The 23,222-nt window shown below is 68.2% G+C and carries 13 protein-coding genes and 4 pseudogenes; 13 read left to right on the top strand and 4 right to left on the bottom strand.

Annotation, left to right across the window (positions count from 1 at the left end):
• Window positions 1-52 precede the first annotated feature (52 nt).
• Window positions 53-376 (bottom strand): helix-turn-helix transcriptional regulator, encoded by a 324-nt coding sequence (locus tag NM962_04805; GenBank protein UVO13443.1) that lies wholly within the window; start codon window positions 374-376, stop codon window positions 53-55.
• A gap of 71 nt (window positions 377-447) precedes the next feature.
• On the opposite strand from NM962_04805, the gene NM962_04800 reads away from it, so the two are divergent.
• From NM962_04800 to rplL, 3 genes are all read left to right on the top strand, one after another.
• Complete coding sequence (locus tag NM962_04800) at window positions 448-888, top strand: DUF1772 domain-containing protein (GenBank protein ID UVO13442.1); 441 nt, start codon at window positions 448-450, stop codon at window positions 886-888.
• A gap of 260 nt (window positions 889-1,148) precedes the next feature.
• Window positions 1,149-1,751, top strand: a complete 603-nt coding sequence (rplJ, locus tag NM962_04795) for a 50S ribosomal protein L10 (GenBank protein UVO13441.1) — start codon at window positions 1,149-1,151, stop codon at window positions 1,749-1,751.
• Between the two features lie 54 nt (window positions 1,752-1,805).
• Window positions 1,806-2,192 carry a 50S ribosomal protein L7/L12 gene (gene rplL / locus NM962_04790; protein UVO13440.1) on the top strand — a complete coding sequence of 129 codons (387 nt, stop codon included), beginning with the start codon at window positions 1,806-1,808 and terminating at the stop codon, window positions 2,190-2,192.
• Window positions 2,193-2,258: 66 nt separating this feature from the next.
• Here rplL and NM962_04785 read toward each other — a convergent pair whose 3' ends face one another.
• Window positions 2,259-2,939 carry a TetR/AcrR family transcriptional regulator gene (locus NM962_04785; GenBank protein UVO13439.1) on the bottom strand — a complete coding sequence of 227 codons (681 nt, stop codon included), beginning with the start codon at window positions 2,937-2,939 and terminating at the stop codon, window positions 2,259-2,261.
• A gap of 69 nt (window positions 2,940-3,008) precedes the next feature.
• Between NM962_04785 and NM962_04780 the strand changes: the two genes are divergently transcribed.
• The 8 genes and pseudogenes from NM962_04780 (at window position 3,009) to NM962_04745 (ending at window position 18,455) form a co-directional block, all read left to right on the top strand.
• The gene (locus tag NM962_04780; GenBank protein UVO13438.1) at window positions 3,009-4,538 is read left to right on the top strand and encodes a carotenoid oxygenase family protein; all 1,530 of its coding nucleotides are present in this window, start codon (window positions 3,009-3,011) and stop codon (window positions 4,536-4,538) included.
• Between the two features lie 95 nt (window positions 4,539-4,633).
• The gene (locus NM962_04775) at window positions 4,634-5,686 is read left to right on the top strand and encodes an ABC transporter ATP-binding protein (protein ID UVO13437.1); all 1,053 of its coding nucleotides are present in this window, start codon (window positions 4,634-4,636) and stop codon (window positions 5,684-5,686) included.
• A gap of 397 nt (window positions 5,687-6,083) precedes the next feature.
• Window positions 6,084-9,614: a DNA-directed RNA polymerase subunit beta gene (locus NM962_04770; GenBank protein ID UVO13436.1), complete on the top strand. Its 3,531-nt coding sequence runs from the start codon at window positions 6,084-6,086 to the stop codon at window positions 9,612-9,614.
• Window positions 9,615-9,652: 38 nt separating this feature from the next.
• A complete protein-coding gene (locus NM962_04765; GenBank protein ID UVO13435.1) occupies window positions 9,653-13,603 on the top strand; it encodes a DNA-directed RNA polymerase subunit beta' in 3,951 nt (1,316 codons plus the stop codon).
• A gap of 183 nt (window positions 13,604-13,786) precedes the next feature.
• Window positions 13,787-15,268 (top strand): glutamate--cysteine ligase, encoded by a 1,482-nt coding sequence (locus tag NM962_04760; GenBank protein ID UVO13434.1) that lies wholly within the window; start codon window positions 13,787-13,789, stop codon window positions 15,266-15,268.
• 62 nt (window positions 15,269-15,330) lie between these two features.
• Window positions 15,331-16,089, top strand: coding sequence for a deoxyribonuclease IV (locus tag NM962_04755; GenBank protein UVO13433.1), 759 nt, complete (start codon window positions 15,331-15,333; stop codon window positions 16,087-16,089).
• Window positions 16,090-16,408: 319 nt separating this feature from the next.
• Window positions 16,409-17,041, top strand: coding sequence for a hypothetical protein (locus NM962_04750; GenBank protein UVO13432.1), 633 nt, complete (start codon window positions 16,409-16,411; stop codon window positions 17,039-17,041).
• A pseudogene (locus NM962_04745) lies at window positions 17,013-18,455 on the top strand (hypothetical protein). Before NM962_04750 ends, NM962_04745 begins: the two are co-directional and overlap by 29 nt.
• 176 nt (window positions 18,456-18,631) lie before the next feature.
• On the opposite strand, the pseudogene NM962_04740 reads toward NM962_04745, so the two are convergent.
• Both NM962_04740 and NM962_04735 read right to left on the bottom strand, forming a co-directional pair.
• A pseudogene (locus NM962_04740) lies at window positions 18,632-18,856 on the bottom strand (hypothetical protein).
• Window positions 18,857-20,728: 1,872 nt separating this feature from the next.
• Window positions 20,729-20,926, bottom strand: a pseudogene (locus tag NM962_04735) (hypothetical protein).
• On the opposite strand from NM962_04735, the pseudogene NM962_04730 reads away from it, so the two are divergent.
• Both NM962_04730 and NM962_04725 read left to right on the top strand, forming a co-directional pair.
• Window positions 20,925-21,026, top strand: a pseudogene (locus tag NM962_04730) (PE-PGRS family protein). The pseudogenes NM962_04735 and NM962_04730 overlap by 2 nt on opposite strands.
• Before the next feature lie 555 nt (window positions 21,027-21,581).
• Window positions 21,582-23,222 carry an acyl-CoA dehydrogenase family protein gene (locus NM962_04725; protein UVO13431.1) on the top strand — a complete coding sequence of 547 codons (1,641 nt, stop codon included), beginning with the start codon at window positions 21,582-21,584 and terminating at the stop codon, window positions 23,220-23,222.

Below are 23,222 nucleotides of genomic sequence, written 5' to 3'. Positions count from 1 at the left end.
CTGCGTTGGTGGCGACAACGTGCGAGAAGACCCCGCCGTGGTCGCAGAGTCATCAGCGCGAAAGGTGGACGCGGCCCCACTCGCACAGCTGGGCCAGCACTGGGGCCAACGTCTTCCCGTACTCGGAGATCGAATAGTGCACACAGGGCGGCACGGTGCCGGCATCGTGGCGTTCGATGATCCCGTCGGCGACGAGCTCGTGCAGATGACGGATGAGCATTCGTTCGGTGATGCCCGGGATGCTGCGACGTAGCTCCGCGGTGCGCAGGGGTCCGTCGGCCAGGCGCCAGAGGATGGTGCCCTTCCAACGGCCGTTGATGACCGACAGCGCGGCGTCGATCGGGCAGTCACTGACGATTGTCTTCGATGCCGCCACCAGCGCTCCTCATGCTGACTAATTTGTCAGTACCTTGTTTTTTGTCAGCATAGCTATCACAGTCGATTGTTGTGAAGCAGATTCTGGAAATACTTGCGCTGGTAGTGGTCGGGACCCTGGTGGGTTCGGAGTTCGCGGTGGCGGCGTTTTTCCGCCCAATCCTCGGGAGCCTGCCCGACGACGCCTTCTGGGCCGCCCGCGGTGACGGCGCCGGCCTGTTGGGGAAGGTCATGCCGTTCTGGTATCTGACCTCGTTCGCGCTGCTGGTGGGGGTCGCTGCCGTCGCGGACTCGCAACGCTGGCTCATCGGTGCCGGCGCGGTCCTGATGGTGGCCGTCGTGCTGCTGTCGGTGCTGGTGCTGGTCCCGATCAACAACAAGATCGCGGCATGGCGCACCGCCGACGAGGGGTCCCGCGTGCTGGCCGCACGCTGGGATCGGCTGCACTGGCTGCGCGTGGCGATGCTGGCGGTGATCTTCGTCCTGCTCGCGATCGGCGTGGTGAATGCCTAGCGGCCGGCGGCCCGGCCGACGCCGTTTTGGCTGATCGCCTCTCGTCACGTTATGGTGTGTGGCGATCCACCACAGACCGTCGGTCACCGAGTAATCGGTTGAAGGTCCGGGAACATCCCGGCGGCCCACGCAGGAGGACGAGGCACCGGCACCGCCGGCACACATTGTGACGCCCCGACCGCATCCTGCGTCGGGGCGTTCGTTATTTCCTCCGGTGGAGCAAAACTTGAGACAACAACAGCGACACCGAGGAGGTATGCATGGCGCGGGCTGACAAGACCGCCGCCGTCGCGGAGATCGTCGAGCAGTTCAACGGCTCGACCGCCACCGTGATCACCGAGTACCGCGGTCTGACGGTTGCGAACCTGGCGGAGCTGCGGCGTTCGCTCAGCGGTGCGGCAACCTACGCGGTGGCGAAGAACACCCTGGTCAAACTGGCCGCGGCCGAGGCCGGAGTCGAGGGACTCGACGAGCTGTTCGCGGGCCCGACGGCCATCGCGTTCGTTCAGGGCGAGCCGGTCGACGCCGCCAAGGCGATCAAGAAGTTCGCCAAGGACCACAAGGCGCTGGTCATCAAGGGCGGCTACATGGACGGTCGCGCGCTGACCGTCGCCGAGGTGGAGCGCATCGCCGACCTGGAGTCGCGCGAGGTGCTGCTGGCCAAGATGGCTGGCGCCATGAAGGCCAACCTGTCCAAGGCCGCCGGCCTGTTCGCCGCCCCGGCGTCGCAGATGGCCCGCCTGGCAGCCGCACTGCAGGAGAAGAAGCCTGCCTCGGAAGCTGCTCCAGCGGCACCCGCGGCCCCGGCCGAGACCGAAGCTCCGGCGGAGACCGCCGAGGCCCCGGCCGAAGCCGCCGAATAACTAGGCACAACCCCAACCCAACTTCCCTTACCGGAATCAGAAAGGACCGAAATCATGGCCAAAATTTCCACCGAAGAGCTGCTCGACGTCTTCAAAGAGATGACCCTGCTGGAGCTGTCGGAGTTCGTGAAGCAGTTCGAGGAGACCTTCGACGTCACCGCTGCGGCCCCGGTCGCCGTGGCCGCCGTCGCGGGCGCTGCCCCCGCCGCTGAGGCTGGCGAGGAGCAGAGCGAGTTCGACGTCATCCTGGAGTCGGCTGGCGAGAAGAAGATCGGCGTCATCAAGGTCGTCCGCGAGGTCGTTTCCGGCCTGGGCCTCAAGGAAGCCAAGGACCTGGTCGACAGCGCTCCCAAGCCGCTGCTGGAGAAGGTCGCCAAGGAGGCTGCCGAGGACGCCAAGGCCAAGCTCGAGGCGGCTGGCGCCACCGTCACCGTCAAGTAGTTCGTTCTACGGCGCAAGCCCCCGGAACCCGCGAGGTTCCGGGGGCTTCTGCTATCTGCGGGTTGTTCAGCCCCGCGCGCCCGCCGCGGCCAGCGACTGTGCCGCCCGCTCCGGGGTGTCGCCCAGGGCAACCAGCAGACTGAGCGTCATCGGGCTCAACACCTGCATCGCCGCGGCCAGCCCGTCGTTCACGTCGCCGAAGAAGCCGGCCAGCTCCAGCATCATGAAGCCGTGCATCACCGTCCAGAACTGCGCGGCGGCCGCCACCACGGCGGTATCGCCCTGCGCCACTGTGAGCCGACCCGCCTGGATCGATCGGTGGACGCCCCGGACCAGGTGCGCGAAGCTGGGCACCTCGACGTCGATCTGGGCGGTGGCGAGCGTGAGCATGTTATGAGCCGGCGCATTGATGCCGTGCGCGCTGGTGCTGCCGAACATCAGTCGGTAGAGGTGTGGCCGTTCGATCGCGAAATTGCGGTAGACGATCCCGGTGGCCAGTAGGTCGGCGACCGGATCATCGGTGGCGGGGATCGTCAGCGCCACATCGAACTGGCGGAGACCCTCCTCAGCGATCGCGGCGATCAGCTGCGGCATTCCGCCGAAGTGGGTGTAGACCGCCATCGTTGAAGTCCCGGCGGTGCTGGCTACTCTGCGGGTCTGCAACGCGTCGGGTCCGTGCTCGTCGAGCAGCCCCAGGGCCGCGGCAAGCAGGTCCTCGCGTACGGTCCGCTGGGGCTGCGAAGTCACGGTTGCCATCGTTTCACAGCCAGCGTACGGTACCCATAACGTTGAAATAACAATGTTATAGGAGTCGGTATGACCACCAGCCAGGCAGCCTCTGTCGCGAATCCCTATTTGGAGGGCGTCATGGGGCCGGTGCAGACCGAGCTGACCGCCACCGACCTGCGCGTCACGGGGAAGATCCCGGACTACCTCGACGGCCGCTACCTGCGCAACGGTCCGAACCCGGTGGCCGAGGTCGATCCGGCCACCTACCACTGGTTCACCGGCGACCCCATGGTGCACGGCGTGGCGCTCAGTGACGGCCAGGCCCGCTGGTACCGCAACCGCTGGGTGCGCACGCCGGCGGTCTGTGCCGCACTGGGCGAACCGCGGCCGGCCCGGCTGAACGTGCGGGCCGGTATGCAGTCCGTCGGTCCCAACACCAACGTGCTCGGTCATGCCGGCAAGACGCTGGCGCTGGTGGAGGGCGGCGTCGCCAACTATGAGCTCACCGCGGAACTCGACACGGTGGGCACCTGCGACTTCGACGGCACCCTGGCCGGGGGCTACACGGCGCACCCGCACCGTGACCCGGTCACCGGCGAATTGCACGCCGTGTCCTACTCCTTTGCGCGGGGCAAGACCGTGCAGTACTCGGTGATCGACACTGCCGGGCGTGCCCGCCGGACCGTTGATATCGAGGTGACCGGGTCGCCGATGATGCACGACTTCTCACTGACCGAGAAGTACGTCGTGGTCTACGACCTGCCGGTCACCTTCGACTCGGCGCAGGTGCTGCCGGTGAGCATGCCCCGTTGGCTTAAGACGCCTGCGCGGATGGTGTTGAGCAGCCTGGTCGGCAGGATTCGGATGCCCAGCCCGATCACCGCGATGGTCAACCGCGACAGCCGGCCCCCGGGCGGGCTGCCGTACTCGTGGAACGCCGACTATCCGGCGCGTATCGGAGTGATGCCGCGGGAGGGTGATGCCCAGGGGTGGGTCCGGGCGGGGGAAGCGCAGGTGCGCTGGTTCGACGTCGAACCCTGTTATGTCTTCCATCCGCTCAACGCCTATACCGAGGTCTCGCCGACTGGGCAGGAACTGCTGGTGCTCGACGTGGTGCGCTACGCGAAGGTCTTCGACGTCGACCGGCGCGGCCCCGGTGACGCCCCGCCCACCCTGGACCGCTGGACGATCAACCTCGACACCGGCGCGGTGCACACCGAGTCTCGCGACGATCGGCCGCAGGAATTCCCTCGGATCAACGACGCACTGCTGGGGTCCAAGCACCGCTTCGGCTACACCGTCGGGATCAACGGCGGCTTCATCGGGGACGTCCAGGCGGAGATGTCGACCACGCTCTACAAGCACGACTACCTGACCGGCTCGAGTATCACCGCGCCGATCGACCCGCAGCTGGTGCTCGGCGAGATGTCGTTTGTGCCTAGGCCTGGAGGCCGCCACGAGGACGACGGCATTCTGATGGGGATGGGCCACCACCGTGGCCAGAACGAGGGACAATTAGTGATCCTCGACGCCGCGACCTGTGAGTCGGTGGCCACCGTGCACCTGCCGCAACGGGTTCCGATGGGCTTCCATGGCAATTGGACACCCACCGACTGAGGCGGACCGCCGATAAGCGTCGCACCTGTGCGCTACAGTGGCCCAAGCCACAAGCCAGTCGTGGCACGAACAGACGTTGCGGAAGGACCTCACTAATGGGTGTCGCCATCGAGGTACAGGGGCTTACCAAGTCCTTCGGATCGGCCCGGATCTGGGAAGACGTCTCCATGACGATTCCCGAGGGAGAGGTCAGCGTTCTGCTCGGGCCCTCCGGTACCGGCAAGTCCGTGTTCTTGAAGTCGCTGATCGGCCTCTTGCGCCCTGAGCGCGGTTCGATCGTCATCGACGGCACCGACATCCTGCAGTGTTCGGCCAAGGAGCTCTACGAGATCCGCACGCTGTTCGGCGTGCTGTTCCAGGACGGCGCACTGTTCGGGTCGATGAACATCTACGACAACACCGCCTTCCCGCTGCGTGAGCACACCAAGAAGTCCGAGAAGGAAATCCGTGACATTGTCATGGAGAAGCTCGAGATGGTCGGTATGCCCAACGACGGCTACAAGTTCCCCGGTGAGATCTCCGGTGGTATGCGCAAGCGTGCCGGTCTGGCCCGCGCCCTGGTGCTCGACCCGCAGATCATCCTCTGCGATGAGCCGGACTCCGGCCTGGACCCGGTTCGCACGGCATACCTGAGCCAGCTGCTGATCGACATCAACGCCCAGATCGACGCCACCATCCTCATCGTCACGCACAACATCAACATCGCGCGCACCGTGCCGGACAACATCGGGATGCTGTTCCGCAAGGAGCTGGTGATGTTCGGCCCGCGCGAGGTGCTGTTGACCTCCGACGAGCCGGTGGTGCGCCAGTTCCTCAATGGCCGCCGGATCGGTCCGATCGGCATGTCTGAGGAGAAAGACCAGGCGACCGCGGCAGCCGAAGAGGCCATGATCGCGGCCGGGCAGAGTGACGGCGGCGTCGAGGAGATCGAGGGCGTGCCGCCGCAGCTGAGCGCGACCCCCGGTCTGCCGGACCGCAAGGGTGTGGGCCGGCGTCAAGCCCGGGTGCGTGAAATCCTGCACACCCTTCCGCCCAACGCCCAGGCGGCCATCCGGGACGAGCTCGAGGGCACCCACAAGTACGCCGTGCATCAGTTCCCGGCCGACGAAGAGGCTCCCACCGCGTCGATCCCGACCCCGCCCGGCTGAGACTTTGCCGTCCCCGCCGGTCCTGCGCCGTGTCAGCTCTTGACGGACAGACCTAAACGGTCCAATCTGGTCACCAGCACACGTGCGGAGAGCCCGGCGGAGGTCAGCCAGCACCGATAGGGCCCCGGGACATCGCAGTTGAGGATTGCGTCAGCCTGCGCTATTGTTGGACGTTGCGCTGGCTTCCTCCTGCCCATCCCTTACCCGCACCCGAACACCGCAGTACCAGCCTGAGTCACGTTTATTGACTCATTAAGGCTTGTTACCTCGTGGTTTGGCTGTGCGTGAGACCGGACAGAACGTTCGCCAGCCGAACCAACGGTCGAATATTCGCAGCGAACGGGGTCCGGTGAGAGCCGGGATCCGCTGGCCGCATTAGGTGCTGGAAGGATGCATCTTGGCAGTCTCCCGCCAGAGCAAAAAGAACGCTTCAGGTACTACCACCCAGAATTCTCCCAATAGTTCCGTGCCCGGGGCCCCGAACCGGGTCTCTTTCGCCAAGCTGCGTGAACCTCTCGAGGTTCCGGGTCTGCTGGACGTGCAGACCGACTCGTTCCAGTGGCTGATCGGGGCGTCGGAGTGGCGCGAGAAGATGACCGCGCAGACCGGTTCTGCGCCCAAGGGTGGTCTTGAAGAGGTTCTCGAAGAGCTGTCCCCGATCGAGGACTTCTCCGGCTCGATGTCGCTGTCGTTCTCTGACCCGCGGTTCGACGAGGTCAAGGCCCCGGTCGAGGAGTGCCGCGACAAGGACATGACGTACGCGGCCCCGCTGTTCGTCACCGCGGAGTTCATCAACAACAACACCGGCGAGATCAAGAGCCAGACGGTGTTCATGGGTGACTTCCCGATGATGACCGAGAAGGGCACGTTCATCATCAACGGCACCGAGCGTGTCGTCGTCTCCCAGCTGGTGCGTTCGCCGGGCGTGTACTTCGACGCCAACATCGACAAGTCCACCGAGAAGACGCTGCACTCGGTGAAGGTGATCCCGGGCCGCGGCGCCTGGCTGGAGTTCGACGTCGACAAGCGCGACCTGGTCGGCGTTCGTATCGACCGCAAGCGCCGCCAGCCAGTCACCATCCTGCTCAAGGCGCTGGGTTGGACCAGCGAGGCGATCCGGGAGCGCTTCGGCTTCTCCGAGATCATGATGTCGACGCTGGAGAAGGACAACGCCGCCAGCCCCGACGAGGCGCTGCTGGACATCTACCGCAAGCTGCGTCCGGGCGAGCCCCCCACCAAGGAATCCGCGCAGACTCTGCTGGAGAACCTGTTCTTCAAGGAGAAGCGCTACGACCTGGCGCGGGTGGGTCGCTACAAGATCAACAAGAAGCTGGGCCTGACCGCCAACCCGGGCGAGTCGCAGCCGACCACGCTGACCGAAGAGGACATCGTGGCCACCATCGAGTACCTGGTGCGTCTGCACCAGGCCGCTCAGGATGGCGTGTCGGCCACCATGACGGTGCCGGGCGGCGTCGAGGTGCCCGTCGAGGTCGACGACATCGACCACTTCGGCAACCGGCGGCTGCGCACCGTGGGTGAGCTGATCCAGAACCAGATCCGGGTCGGATTGTCGCGGATGGAGCGCGTGGTCCGCGAGCGGATGACCACTCAGGACGTCGAGGCCATCACGCCGCAGACCCTGATCAACATCCGCCCGGTGGTCGCCGCGATCAAGGAGTTCTTCGGTACCAGCCAGCTCTCCCAGTTCATGGACCAGAACAACCCGCTGTCGGGTCTGACCCACAAGCGCCGTCTGTCGGCACTGGGGCCGGGTGGTCTGTCGCGTGAGCGGGCCGGCCTGGAAGTTCGTGACGTGCACCCGTCCCACTACGGCCGGATGTGTCCGATCGAGACCCCGGAAGGCCCCAACATCGGTCTGATCGGATCGCTGTCGGTGTACGCACGGGTCAACCCGTTCGGCTTCATCGAGACCCCGTACCGCAAGGTCAACGACGGCGTGGTCAGCGATGACGTCGAGTACCTGACCGCCGACGAGGAGGACCGCCACGTTGTGGCGCAGGCCAACTCGCCGCTGGAGGACGACGGCCGCTTCACCGAGGACCGCGTCCTGGTCCGCCGTAAGGGTGGCGAGGTCGAGTACGTGTCGTCGTCCGAGGTCGACTACATGGACGTCTCGCCGCGCCAGATGGTTTCGGTGGCCACGGCCATGATTCCGTTCCTTGAGCACGACGACGCCAACCGTGCCCTGATGGGTGCCAACATGCAGCGTCAGGCGGTTCCGCTGGTACGCAGCGAGGCACCGCTGGTGGGTACCGGCATGGAGTTGCGCGCCGCGATCGACGCCGGTGACGTGATCGTCGCCGACAAGGCCGGTGTCATCGAGGAGGTGTCCGCCGACTACGCCACGGTGATGGCCGATGACGGCACCCGGCAGACCTACCGGATGCGCAAGTTCAACCGGTCCAACCACGGCACCTGCGCCAACCAGCGTCCGATCGTCGACGCCGGCCAGCGTGTCGAGGCCGGCCAGGTGATCGCGGACGGTCCGTGCACCGACAACGGCGAGATGGCCCTGGGCAAGAACCTGCTCGTGGCGATCATGCCGTGGGAAGGGCACAACTACGAGGACGCGATCATCCTGTCCAACAGGCTGGTCGAGGAGGACACGCTGACCTCGATCCACATCGAGGAGCACGAGATCGACGCCCGCGACACCAAGCTGGGCGCCGAGGAGATCACCCGGGACATCCCGAACGTCTCCGACGAGGTGCTGGCTGACCTCGACGAGCGCGGCATCGTCCGCATCGGCGCCGAGGTCCGCGACGGCGACATCCTGGTCGGCAAGGTCACCCCCAAGGGTGAGACCGAGCTGACGCCCGAGGAGCGGCTGCTGCGTGCGATCTTCGGTGAGAAGGCCCGCGAAGTCCGCGACACCTCGCTGAAGGTGCCGCACGGTGAGTCCGGCAAGGTCATCGGCATCCGGGTGTTCTCCCGCGAGGACGACGACGAGCTGCCCGCCGGGGTCAACGAGCTGGTGCGCGTCTACGTCGCGCAGAAGCGCAAGATCTCCGACGGTGACAAGCTGGCCGGTCGCCACGGCAACAAGGGCGTCATCGGCAAGATCCTGCCGGCAGAGGACATGCCGTTCCTGCCGGACGGCACCCCGGTCGACATCATCCTGAACACCCACGGTGTGCCGCGACGGATGAACATCGGTCAGATCCTGGAGACCCACTTGGGCTGGATCGCCAAGACCGGCTGGAATATCGATGTCGCTGCCGGAGTGCCGGACTGGGCCGACAAGCTCCCCGAGGAGCTGTACTCGGCCGGTGCGGACACCCGTACCGCGACCCCGGTGTTCGACGGTGCCCGTGAGGAGGAGCTGCAGGGTCTGCTCTCCTCGACGCTGGCCAACCGCGACGGCGAGGTCATGGTCAACGGCGACGGCAAGGCGATGCTGTTCGACGGTCGCTCCGGTGAGCCGTTCCCGTACCCGGTGACCGTCGGCTACATGTACATCATGAAGCTGCACCACTTGGTGGACGACAAGATTCACGCGCGTTCCACCGGTCCGTACTCGATGATCACCCAGCAGCCGTTGGGTGGTAAGGCGCAGTTCGGTGGTCAGCGCTTCGGTGAGATGGAGTGCTGGGCCATGCAGGCCTACGGTGCGGCGTACACGCTGCAGGAGTTGCTGACGATCAAGTCCGACGACACGGTCGGTCGTGTCAAGGTCTACGAGGCGATCGTCAAGGGCGAGAACATCCCCGAGCCGGGTATCCCGGAGTCCTTCAAGGTGCTGCTCAAAGAGCTGCAGTCGCTGTGCCTCAACGTCGAGGTGCTGGCGAAGGACGGTGCGGCGATCGAATTGCGCGAAGGCGAGGACGAGGACCTGGAGCGGGCAGCCGCCAACCTGGGAATCAACCTGTCCCGCAACGAATCCGCCTCTGTTGAGGACCTCGCTTAATTACTCGCTACTAAACCCGCAAGGGGAAAGGGAGTTACGTGCTCGACGTCAACTTCTTCGATGAGCTCCGCATCGGCCTGGCGACCGCGGAGGACATCCGGCAATGGTCCTACGGTGAGGTCAAGAAGCCGGAAACGATCAACTACCGCACGCTCAAGCCCGAGAAGGACGGCCTGTTCTGCGAGAAGATCTTCGGACCGACTCGCGACTGGGAGTGCTACTGCGGCAAGTACAAGCGGGTGCGCTTCAAGGGCATCATCTGTGAGCGCTGTGGCGTCGAGGTGACTCGCGCCAAGGTGCGTCGTGAGCGGATGGGCCACATCGAACTGGCCGCCCCGGTCACCCACATCTGGTACTTCAAGGGCGTGCCGTCGCGCTTGGGCTACCTGCTGGACCTGGCGCCCAAGGACCTCGAAAAGATCATCTACTTCGCGGCCTACGTGATCACCAGCGTCGACACCGACATGCGTCACAACGAGCTGTCTACGCTGGAAGCCGAGATGGTCGTCGAGAAGAAGGCTGTCGAAGACCAGCGGGACGCCGACTTGGAGGCCCGCGCTCAGAAGCTCGAGGCCGACCTGGCCGAGCTGGAGGCCGAGGGCGCGAAAGCCGATGTTCGCCGCAAGGTTCGCGACGGCGGCGAGCGCGAGATGCGTCAGCTGCGCGACCGTGCCCAGCGTGAGCTGGACCGCCTCGACAACATCTGGGACACCTTCGTCAAGCTGGCTCCCAAGCAGCTGATCGTCGACGAGACCGTTTACCGCGAGCTGGTGGACCGCTACGGCGAGTACTTCACCGGTGCCATGGGTGCCGAGTCGATCCAGAAGCTGATCGAGACCTTCGACATCGACGCCGAGGCGGAGTCGCTGCGCGACACGATCAAGAACGGCAAGGGGCAGAAGAAGCTTCGTGCTCTCAAGCGCCTCAAGGTGGTCGCCGCGTTCCAGCAGTCGGGTAACTCCCCGATGGGCATGGTCCTCGACGCGGTGCCGGTGATCCCGCCGGAGCTGCGTCCGATGGTGCAGCTCGACGGTGGCCGCTTCGCGACCTCCGACCTCAACGACCTGTACCGCCGGGTCATCAACCGCAACAACCGCCTCAAGCGACTGATCGACCTCGGCGCCCCCGAGATCATCGTCAACAACGAGAAGCGGATGCTGCAGGAGTCCGTCGACGCGCTGTTCGACAACGGCCGCCGCGGCCGGCCGGTCACCGGTCCGGGCAACCGTCCGCTGAAGTCGTTGAGCGATCTGCTCAAGGGCAAGCAGGGCCGGTTCCGTCAGAACCTGCTCGGTAAGCGTGTCGACTACTCGGGCCGTTCGGTGATCGTGGTCGGTCCGCAGCTCAAGCTGCACCAGTGCGGTCTGCCCAAGCTGATGGCGCTGGAGCTGTTCAAGCCGTTCGTGATGAAGCGACTGGTTGACCTTAACCACGCGCAGAACATCAAGAGCGCCAAGCGGATGGTGGAGCGCCAGCGCCCCCAGGTGTGGGACGTCCTCGAAGAGGTCATCGCCGAGCACCCGGTGCTGCTCAACCGTGCACCTACGCTGCACCGCCTGGGTATCCAGGCCTTCGAGCCGCAGCTGGTGGAAGGCAAGGCCATTCAGCTGCACCCGCTGGTGTGTGAGGCCTTCAACGCCGACTTCGACGGTGACCAGATGGCCGTGCACCTGCCGCTGAGCGCCGAGGCGCAGGCCGAGGCCCGCATCCTGATGCTGTCTTCCAACAACATCCTGTCGCCGGCCTCGGGCCGTCCGCTGGCCATGCCGCGTCTGGACATGGTTACCGGGCTGTACTACCTGACAACCGAGATCGAGGGTGACACAGGCGAATACACCCCGGCTGCCAAGGACCGCCCGGAGGCCGGCGTGTACTCCTCGCCTGCCGAGGCGATCATGGCCGTCGACCGCGGTGCGTTGAGCGTGCGGGCCAAGATCAAGGTGCGTCTGGACCAGCTGCGGCCGCCGGCCGAGATCGAGACCGAGCTGTTCGGCGAGAACGGCTGGCGTCCGGGCGGGTCTTGGATCGCCGAGACCACGCTGGGCCGGGTGCTGTTCAACGAGCTGCTGCCGACCGGCTACCCGTTCGTGAACAAGCAGATGCACAAGAAGGTTCAGGCCGTCATCATCAACGACCTGGCCGAGCGCTACCCGATGATCGTGGTCGCCCAGACCGTCGACAAGCTCAAGGACGCCGGCTTCCACTGGGCCACCCGTTCGGGAGTCACGGTCTCGATGGCCGACGTGCTGGTGCCGCCGCGCAAGAAGGAGATCCTCGACTCTTACGAGGAGCGTGCCGACAAGCTGGAGAAGCAGTTCCAGCGTGGCGCTCTCAACCGCGAAGAGCGCAACGAGGCGCTGGTGGAGATCTGGAAGGAAGCCACCGAGGAAGTGGGTCAGGCGCTGCGTGACCACTACCCGGCCGACAACCCGATCATCACGATCGTCGACTCCGGTGCTACGGGTAACTTCACCCAGACCCGGACGCTGGCCGGCATGAAGGGTCTGGTGACCAACCCGAAGGGTGAGTTCATCCCGCGCCCGATCAAGTCCTCCTTCCGTGAGGGCCTGACGGTGTTGGAGTACTTCATCAACACCCACGGCGCCCGAAAGGGCTTGGCGGACACCGCGCTTCGTACCGCTGACTCGGGTTACCTGACGCGTCGTCTGGTCGACGTTTCGCAGGACGTGATCGTGCGCGAGCACGACTGCGGCACCGAGCGCGGCATCATGGTGGACCTCGCCGAGGTGGCCGCGGATGGATCGCTGATCCGCAACCCGTTCATCGAGACGTCTGCCTACGCTCGCACGTTGGCCGTTGACGCGGTCGACGAGAAGGGCAAGGTCGTCATCGAGCGCGGTCACGACCTCGGCGACCCGTCGATCGAGACTCTGCTGGCTGCCGGCATCGCGCAGGTCAAGGTGCGTTCGGTGCTGACCTGCGCCACCGGTACCGGCGTCTGTGCCACTTGCTACGGCCGATCCATGGCCACCGGCAAGCTGGTCGACATCGGTGAGGCGGTCGGCATCGTCGCCGCCCAGTCCATCGGTGAGCCCGGTACCCAGCTGACCATGCGTACCTTCCACCAGGGTGGTGTCGGTGACGACATCACCGGTGGTCTGCCGCGTGTGCAGGAGCTGTTCGAGGCCCGGATTCCGCGTGGTAAGGCGCCGATCGCCGACGTCGCCGGGCGGGTGCAGCTCGAAGAGGGCGAGAAGTTCTACAAGATCACGATCGTGCCGGATGACGGTGGCGAGGAAGTGGTCTACGACAAGCTGCCCAAGCGTCAGCGGCTGCGGGTGTTCAAGCACGAGGACGGCTCGGAGCGGTTGCTGTCTGACGGCGACCACGTCGAGGTCGGCCAGCAGCTCATGGAGGGCTCGGCGGACCCGCACGAGGTGCTGCGTGTGCAGGGCCCGCGCGAGGTGCAGATCCACCTGGTCAACGAGGTCCAGCAGGTCTACCGGGCCCAAGGTGTGTCGATCCACGACAAGCACATCGAGGTGATCGTCCGGCAGATGCTGCGCCGGGTGACCATCATCGACTCGGGCGCCACGGAGTTCCTGCCCGGTTCGCTGACCGAGCGGGCCGAGTTCGAGACCGCGAACCGTCGTGTGGTGGCCGAGGGCTTGGAGCCCGCGGCCGGACGTCCGGTGCTGATGGGTATCACCAAGGCGTCGCTGGCCACCGACTCGTGGCTGTCGGCGGCTTCCTTCCAGGAGACCACCCGCGTGCTGACCGATGCGGCGATCAACTGCCGCAGCGACAAGCTGCAGGGCCTGAAGGAGAACGTGATCATCGGCAAGCTGATCCCGGCCGGCACCGGCATCAACCGGTACCGCAACATCGCCGTGCAGCCCACCGAAGAGGCCCGGGCCGCTGCGTACACGATCCCGTCCTACGAGGATCAGTACTACAGCCCGGACTTCGGCGCCGCCACCGGTGCCGCGGTTCCGCTGGACGACTACGGGTACAGCGACTACCGCTAGTTATCGACGAGCGAGGCCCCGGGGGTGTTCCCCCGGGGCCTTTCTCGTATCAGCTGCTGAGCGTCGGCTGCCGAGCGTGAAGGTGGCTTCACGTTCGATCCTCGAGCGTGAAGATGGCTTCACGCTCGGCGCGGAGGGCGGCTCGGGTTGCGGCCCGGCAGCAGAGCAGGTTGCATCGTTGAGATGGGGGACGAAGTCAACGGCACCAGCTACTCCCGCACCCAACGCCGCCAATACCGGCACAAGATTCAGCAGTGCCTGGACGTTTTCGAAACGATGCTGGCGCAGGCCAGCTTCGAGTGTGAGCCGCCGCTGACCGGTATGGAGATCGAGGGCAACCTGATCGGCGACGACTACCGGCCGGCCATGTCGAACGCCGGCGTGTTGTCCTCGATCGACGATCCGGCGTTTCAGCGCGAATTGGGTTCCTACAACATCGAATTCAACGTGCCGCCTCGCCAGCTCACGGCCCTGGCCGCATTGGACCTGGAAGCCGAGGTGCGCGCCAGCCTCAATGACGCGCAGGCCAAAGCCCGCGCACACCACGCGGGCATCGTCATGATCGGCATCTTGCCGACCCTGATGCCCGAGCATCTGGCCGGTGACTGGATGAGTGATTCGGCGCGGTATGCCGCACTCAACGACTCGATCTTCGCCGCGCGGGGCGAAGACATCGACATCGACATCGACGGACCCGAGCCGCTGAACCTGCATGCCGAGAACATCGCGCCGGAGTCGGCGTGCACCAGCATGCAGTTGCACCTGCAGGTCTCGCCGGCCGACTTCGCCAACCACTGGAATGCCGCCCAGGTACTGGCCGGCCCGCAACTGGCGATCGGCGCCAACTCGCCCTACTTCTTTGGCCACCGCCTATGGGCCGAGACGCGCGTCGAGTTGTTCGCTCAGTCCACCGATACCCGGCCCGACGAACTGAAGAACCAGGGGGTGCGGCCCAGGGTCTGGTTCGGCGAGCGGTGGATAACCTCGATCTTCGACCTGTTCGAGGAGAACGTGCGGTACTTCCCGTCGCTGCTGCCCGAGGTCTCCGAGGAGGACCCGGCCGACGAGCTCGCCCAGGGACGCACCCCGCAACTGGCCGAACTGCGGCTGCACAACGGCACGGTGTACCGCTGGAATCGCCCGATCTACGACGTCGTCGACGGAAGACCCCACTTACGGGTGGAGAACCGGGTCCTGCCCTCGGGTCCCACGGTCGCCGACATGGTGGCCAATGCGGTGTTCTACTACGGGCTGCTGCGCAGGCTGGCCCGCGAGCAGCGACCGCTGTGGACGCAGATGAGTTTTGCGGTGGCGCACGACAACTTTCGCCGGGCCGCGCGCCTCGGTATGGATGCCCGGCTGTTCTGGCCGGAGCGGGGAGAGGTGAGCGTGGCGGAACTGACCCGGCGCGAGTTGTTGCCACTCTCCCGCCAAGGACTCGACGAGTGGGGTGTGGCCGCCGAGGTGAGCGACCGGTATCTCGGCATCATCGCCGACCGGGTGGCAACGGGACGCAACGGCGCCACCTGGCAGGTGTCGACAGTCCGCGCGCTGCAGGCGCAGGGCCTGAGCCGGCCGGCCGCGCTGGCGCAGATGCTGAGCCGCTACTGCACGCACATGCACACCAACCAGCCGGTGCACACCTGGCCGATCGAACTGGGCTGATTGTCCGGCTCCTCAGCGGGCTCGTCCCTCGCCCGCGTCGTCACCGGACTAGGCTGGCCGCCGTGTTGATCGGATCCCATGTGCGCCCGCAGAATCCGCTGGCGGCCGCCGAAGCCGACGGCGCCGACGTGGTGCAGATCTTCCTCGGCAACCCGCAAAGTTGGAAGCCCCCCAAACAGCGCGAGGACGCGGCGCAGCTTCGCGCGGCGGCGCTGCCGATTTACGTGCACGCGCCGTACCTGATCAACGTCGCCTCCCCGAACAACCGGGTGCGCATCCCGTCGCGCACCATCTTGCAGCAGACCTGCGACGCCGCCGCCGACATCGGCGCGGTCGCGGTGATCGTGCATGGCGGCCACGTGACCGCCGATGACGACGACCCGCAGGCCGGGTTCGCGCGGTGGCGCAAGGCCCTGGACAGCCTGGAAACCATTGTCCCGGTGTACCTGGAAAACACCGCCGGCGGTGACTATGCGATGGCCCGGCACTTCGACACCATCGCCAAACTGTGGGACCACATCGGCGACACCGGCGTCGGATTCTGCCTGGACACCTGCCACACCTGGGCGGCCGGGGAATCGCTGCCCGACGCGGTGGAGCGCATCAGGGCCATCACCGGACGCATCGATCTGGTGCACTGCAACGACTCCAAGGACGCGCCCGGCTCCGGACGGGACCGGCACGCCAACTTCGGTGCGGGCCAGATCGACCCGGACCTGTTGGTCGCGGTGGTCAAGGCCGCCGGCGCCCCGGTGATCTGCGAGACCGCCGAAGACGGCCGCAAGGCCGACATCGCGTTCCTCAAAGATCGACTGCGTTAACCGCGCCTACGCGTGTGTTGGTCGGTGCGCCGACTGACACCGGCGGGTCCGTATAGATGGACGTAAATCAACCTGATGGAGCCTATGGCGCTCGAAATCGGTGATTTCACTCAGTTTTCATTCAGCTATTCGCCGCAGCGGGGGCTTGGGTGAACTGTTGTGTAAGGCGGTCGATTGGCCAGTTCATGGCACAGATTGACAATGATTTCGGGCAATCCGTTGTGCAGGCTATATAAGTAAGGTTATGTAACTACGTAAAAATACTGACAGTTTGCTGTGGCAGGGGTTGTCTTTTCACAGCTCTGACGGAAGGCTGGGAATGTCACGTCCGGTAGGTCGGTTCTCGGATGGTCGCGACCGTCAGGGGCAGTCGCGCAGGCTGCGTCGTGGGGTAGGCGGGGGCTCGGCGGTTGCCGCGTTCCTGGCGTTCGGGATGACGCCGGTGGCGCACGCGGATATCGCCGACGATGTTCTCGACGGAATCCTCGCGTCCGCCGCAGGGGCGTCCGCGGCACCCGGATTCGGGGCGGCCGACATCGATTGGTCGGATCCGCTCGGTGCATTCGACGTGGCGGTTGCCGGCTGGTACCACGATGTCTTCTACCTGCCACTGCACGACCTCGTTGACGGCTTCATCCACCAGAACGAGCAACTGCTCAGCCTGATCAACACGCCGTTCATCGAGCTGTTCGGGCGCAGCCTAATCGGCGACGGCATTGACGGGTTCACCGGAGCCAACGAGTCGATCCTGGGCCGTTCGGGTCTGTTCGGCGACCTCGGTGACGGCGGATTCCTGTTCGGCGACGGCGGAACCGGGGCAGTCGGGGTTGACGGCGGTGCGGGCGGCGTCGGCGGGATGGCCGGAATGTTCGGCAATGGCGGTGTCGGCGGTATCGGGGCTGCCGCCGCGGCTGGTGGTGCGGGGGGGCGCCGGCGGGTGGCTGTTCGGTGACGGTGGTGCCGGCGGCACTGGCGGCGTAGGCACCAATGCGCTGGCCGGTGGTGCCGGTGGCGCTGGCGGCGACGCCGGGGCGTTGTTCGGGTTCGGTGGTGCCGGCGGCACCGGAGGTGCGGGCTTGGCCGGGACCGGCGGTACTGCCGGCGGCGACGCCGGGGATGGCGGCGACGGTGGTCGCGCCGGATGGATCATCGGCACCGGCGGGCTGGGCGGCAACGGTGGTGTCGGTGGCGCTGGCGGCGCGGGCGTGTCGCCACCCGATGGTCCGGGCGGCGCCGGTGGTGACGGTGGCGCCGGTGGTGACGCGGGCGTCGGTGGGCGCAGCGGACATTTCGGGTTGCACCTGGGCGCCAGCCCAACGATGTTCGCCCAAGGCGGCAACTATTCCGGTCTGGCTGGTGACGGCGGCGCTGGCGGCGCCGGGGGCGATGGCGCGTTGGGCGGCGGCAACGGTGGGGCCGGTGGCCGCGGCGGCGACCTCGGCGCCGCCGGCTTCGCCCAGCCGGGCGCCGTCCTGAGCGGCCACGGTGGTGCCGGCGGTGCCGGTGGTGCCGGTATTGCCGGGACCGGCCTGCTGGCCGACGGCACTCCCGCCGACGGGGGTGCCGGTGGTGTCGGCGGCGCAGGCGGGGATCACGGCAACGGTGGTGCCGGTGGTGCTGGCGGCGCCGGTGCCGACGGGGCGAACGGGGCGACCACTACCGCCGGCGACGGCACCGCGGGCGGAACCGGCGGGCGCGGCGGCGACGGGGGTGTAGGCGGGGCCGGCGGCAGTGTCGCGGGTGACGGCGGTGCGGGCGGTAACGCCGGGGCAGGCGGTCGCGGCGGTGATGGTGGTGTCGGTCGGGATGCGGCCGCGGGTTCGGGTGCGGCGGGCGGTGACGGCGGCGACGCCGGTTCCGGTGGTGCCGGCGGTCAGGGTGGTGCCGGCGGAGTCTCGACCGGGGGTGTCGGCGGCCAGGGGGGTAACGCCGGTGACGGGGGCGACGCCGGTGTGGCGGGCACCGGTGGTGCCGGTGCCGGTGGTGGTGCTGGTGACACCGCCGGGGCCGGTGGCAGGGGCGGTGCTGGCGCCGCCGGTGGCGCGGCGGGCACGGCCGGTGGCGGCGGTGCCGCGGGTGCGGCGGGAGCTGACTCCGATGGCGGTGCCGGCGGGAGGGGTGCTGACGGTGTGGTGATCACCGACGCCCGCGGTGCAGCGGTTGCCCAGAACGGTGGTGCCGGTGGCGTCGGGGGTGCCGCCGGCGGTGACGCGAACGGTGGTGCCGGCGGTGCTGGCGGTGCCGGTGCCGACGGGGCGAACGGGCTAACCGGTACCGACGGCAACGGTGCGGCGGGTCTTGCCGCTGGTCGCGGCGGTGACGGCGGTGCCGGTGGTGCGGCGGCCACGGGTAACGGTGGCGCGGGTGGTAACGCCGGGTCCGGTGGTCGTGGCGGCGACGGTGGTGTCGGTCGGGATGCGGCCGCGGGGTCGGGTGCGGCTGGCGGTGACGGTGGTGACGCCGGTTCCGGCGGCGCCGGCGGTCATGGTGGCGCCGGTGGCGTCTCGACCGGGGGTGTCGGCGGCCAGGGTGGCAATGCCGGCGACGGGGGCAATGCCGGTGTTGCGGGCACCGGCGGTGACGGGGCGGGTGGCGGCACTGGTACCACCGCCGGTTCCGGTGGCGCCGGCGGCAACGGCGCCGATTTCGGCCAGGCCGGGGTGGCCGGGAACGGCGGCGCCGGAGCCGGCGGCCCGGCCGCCAGTGGTGCTGCAGGACACGCCGGTACCGGCGGCGATGGCGGGTCCGGGGGCAGGGGAGGCGACGGGCAGGTGCTGCCCGGCGGCGCGCAGAACGGCGGTGCGGGCGGTCGCGGTGGGGCGGCGGGGTCGGTTGGTGACGGCGGCCAGGGCGGCACCGGCGGCACCGGAGCCATTGGCACGGCCGGTCAGCGGGGTGCCGACGGGAATGTGATGAACCCGATTGCCGGCACCGGCGGCGGCGGCGGGACCGGCGGTGAGGGCGGAGCCGGCGGGGCCGGCGGGGCAGGTGGCTCGATCTCCGGCAACGGCGGGGCGGGTGGCACCGGTGGCGTCGGCGGCACCGGGGGCAGCGGTGGCCGCGGTGGCGACGGCGTCGACATGGCTCCGTTCGTCGGGGGTGTGGGCGGCGACGGCGGCGACGGCGGGACCGGCGGCGACGGCGGTGTCGGCGGCCAGGGCGGCAGCGCCACCAACGGCGCCGTGGGCGTCAGCGGTGACGGCGGTGGCGGAGGCAAGGCCGGTACCGCCGGCGACGGCGGGACCGGCGGCAACGGCCGGGTCATCCTCGGCCTTCCGGTACCCGGCGCGGGTGGTAACGGCGGCAATGGTGGCGTCGGTGGTCAAGGCGGCGCCGGCGGCGCCGGTCTCGACGGCGCCGATGCCGCACCCGGAAGCGGTGGCGACGGTGGCCACGGCGGCGCGGCCGGCAACGGCGGTGTCGGTGGCGCGGCCAGCGCCGGCGGCAACGGTGGTGCCGGCGGTCAGGTGGCCGGTGTCCAGGCCCCGTCCGGTGTAGGTGGCATCGGCGGGACCGGTGGTCAAGGCGGCGCCGGCGGGATCGGCGGGCACGGCGGTGCGGGCGCCGGCGGTGGTGACGGTGCCAGTGCCGGACACGGCGGCGACGGTGGGACCGGCGGTGTCCGCGGCGACGGCGGGGCCGGGGCACCCGGCGGCTCCGGTGGGACCGGGAATGTCCCGGCCGGTAGCGACGGCGCGGTCGGCCAAGACGGTGTCGGCGGCACCGGCGGCCAAGGTGGCGACGGACAGATCATCACCGACCCCGCCGGCAACACGATCGTTCAGACCGGCGGGACCGGAGGCAACGGCGGTGCCGCCGCGGCGATCGGCGACGGCGGCACCGGCGGCGCGGGGGGTACGGGCGGCTCCGGCGCCGGTGTCGGCCTGAATGGCGGCGCCGGTGGCACTGGCGGAAACGGTGGCGCTGGCGGCAGCCAGGCCGGTAACGGCGGCAACGGCGGGACCGGCGGGACCGGCGGGACGGTCAACGGCGCGGCTGGCACCGACGCCCAGGCCGGTTCCGGCGGCAACGGCACTGACGGCACCAACGGCGGTAACGGCGGCGTCGGTGGCAACGGCGGGCAAGGCGGCAACGCCAGCCACGGCGCCGGCGGGCAAGGCGGCAACGCCGGTAATGGCGGTGACGGCGGGGCAGGCGGCGACGGCGGTAATGGGGCTGGCGGCGGCAGCGGTGCCGCAGCCGGCCAGGGCGGCAACGGCGGTGCCGGCAGCCAGTACGGTGGCGCCGCGGGGAGCGCCGGTCACGGCGGCATCGGGCAGGACGGGACCCGGGCTCCGGACGGTCACGCCGGCAACACCGGAGCCGGCGGTGCCGGCGGCAACGGGGGCAAGGGCGGCGACGGGGCGCCCGTTACCGCCGAGGGCGTGCAGTCCGGCGGTAACGGTGGCGCCGGCGGTGTCGGCGGTGAGGGCGCCAACGGCAGACCGGGCGGCGACGGCGGACGCGGCGGCGACGGCGGCATCGGCAGCGGGGACGGCGCCCACGGCGGTGACGGCGGTGCCGGCGGTGCTGCAAGCGGAGTCGGTCCATTGGGAGGACACGAGACCGGTCAGGGCGGCCGCGGCGGAACCGGCGGGAACGGCGGTACCGGCGGGATCAACGGCCAGGGCGGCCACGGCGGCAAAGGTGGCGCCTGGCAAGGCAACTTCGGAGGAAACGGTGGCAGCGGGGGGATCGGCACCGACGGGGGCCGCGGCGGTGGTGGTGGTGGCGGCGGCGGCGCCGGCGCGCAGTACGTGGACTACTGGGGCTCCGGGTCAAGCTGGTCTGCGGGCGGCACGGGCGGCGCCGGCGGCGACGGCGGTGACGCCGAGGGTGCCGGGGCGGTCGGCGGCGTCGGCGGTGCCGGTGGCACTGGCGGCGATGCGTTCGAATTCAGCTGGGGTGGCGTCGGCGGAGCAGGCGGGCAGGGTGGGCTGGTCGGCCCCAACGGCGACGGCGCCGGCGGCCGCGGTGGTGATGGCGGAACCGGCCCCGGCTCGGAGGTCCCCGGTCCCAGCGGCACGCCGGGCGAGGCGGGCGGCGCCGACGGCACCCCCGGCCAAGCCGGCATACCCGGGTAGAGCCACGGGTTCTACCCGGGCGCCGGCCCGGCCCGGGCGCTGAGGAATGCCTGCCTGCTCCGGGCGGGAACGATTCGGCTGGCATCCGAAGCTGGTGCGCAGAAAACATCCGATTTGGCTTATTTCTTGCCCAAAGGGCGACATTGAGTCGGTTGTGTGCTACAACTTTGCTAGGCGCCGTGACCGCGGCAGCTGCGCACACGACTCGGGGATGGAGGGGGTCCAAATGCCCGAGCGACACCAGCATGGTGTGGGGGGAGTGTGCAGCCCTTAGTCCGGCGCCCCAAAACGACGGCGGTCACAGCCTGGAACCTCCCGACCCCGGGCCGTGACCGCCGTTTTTTGTTTGCCGAACACCAATTTGATTACACCTATTGTGCGTGCGTGCAAAAAATGTAATATTCGGCTATGGCCGACACGCATATCGTCACCAATCAGGTCCTTCCGCTGGAAGGCTTCAATCCCGCGTCGTCCCCGGTCCTCATCGAGGCACTGATTCGCGAGGGTGGTCAATGGGGCGTCGACGAGGTCACCGACCTCGGGGCGCTCTCCGGATCCAAGCAGGTGCAACGCTGGGGCGCGCTGGCCGACCGCAACCGGCCGGTGCTGCACACCCACGACGTCGTCGGTAACCGGATCGACGAAGTGGAGTACGACCCGGCCTATCACGAGTTGATGCGCACCGCGATCGCCCACGGGCTGCACGCCGCCCCGTGGGCCGACCCGCGGCCCGGCGCGCACGTCGTGCGCGCCGCTCAAACCGGGGTGTGGACCGCCGAGCCGGGCCACGTCTGTCCGATCTCGATGACGTACGCGATCGTGCCCGCGCTGCGCAACAACGCCGAACTCGCCAAGACCTACGAGCCGCTGCTGACCAGCCGGGTCTACGACCCCGAGCTGAAGGTGCCGGCCAGCAAAGCCGGCATCACCGCGGGCATGTCGATGACCGAGAAGCAGGGCGGCTCCGACGTGCGCGCCGGAACCACCCAGGCGGTCCCGAATGCCGACGGCAGCTACAGCCTGACCGGGCACAAGTGGTTCACCTCCGCGCCGATGTGCGACGTGTTCCTGGTGCTGGCGCAGGCGCCCGGCGGCTTGAGTTGTTTCTTCCTGCCCCGGGTATTGCCCGACGGCACCCGCAACCGGATGCGGCTGCAGCGGCTCAAGGACAAACTCGGCAACCACGCCAACGCCTCCAGCGAAATCGAGTACGACGGCGCGACCGCCTGGCTGGTGGGGGAGGAGGGCCGCGGGGTCTCGGTCATCATCGAGATGGTCAACCTCACCCGCCTGGACTGCGCACTGGGCAGTGCCACCAGCATGCGGATGGGCCTGGCCCGCGCCATCTACCATGCCCAGCACCGCAAGGCGTTCGGCGCCTACCTGATCGATCAGCCACTGATGCGCAACGTGCTGGCCGACCTGGCCGTGGAGGCCGAGGCTGCCACCATGGTGTCGATGCGGATGGCCGGTGCCACCGACAAGGCGGTCCGCGGCGACGAACGAGAGGGCCTGCTGCGCCGGATCGGCCTGGCCGCCACCAAGTACTGGGTGTGCAAGCGCGCCACCCCGCACGCCGCCGAGGCCATGGAGTGCCTGGGCGGCAACGGCTACATCGAGGACTCCCTGATGCCGCGGCTGTACCGGGAGGCGCCGTTGATGGGCATCTGGGAGGGGTCGGGCAACGTCAGCGCTCTGGACACGCTGCGTGCCCTGGCTACCCAACCCGACTCGGTGGCGGTGCTCTTCGACGAGCTGGCCGACACCGCCGGGCAGGATCCCCGGCTCGACGCCCACGTCGACGCGCTGAAGGGCCAACTGGCGGGCCTGGGCGCCGACGTGGTTGCTGCCCAATATCAGGCGCGCAAGATCGCCGAGGACATCTGCCTGGCGCTACAGGGCGGGTTGCTGGTGCGTCACGGCCATCCGGCCGTCGCCGAGGCGTTTTTGGCGACGCGGCTCGGCGGCCAATGGGGCGGTGCATTCGGCACCCTGCCGGCCGGCCTGGACCTCGGGCCGATCATCGAGCGCTCCCTGGTCAAGGGTTGA

The organism is Mycobacterium sp. SVM_VP21, from assembly GCA_024758765.1.
In the GTDB taxonomy this organism is placed as follows: domain Bacteria; phylum Actinomycetota; class Actinomycetes; order Mycobacteriales; family Mycobacteriaceae; genus Mycobacterium; species Mycobacterium heraklionense_C.
The sequence above is the reverse complement of the archived record's forward strand: the minus strand, read 5'-3'. Positions and strand labels throughout refer to the sequence as shown.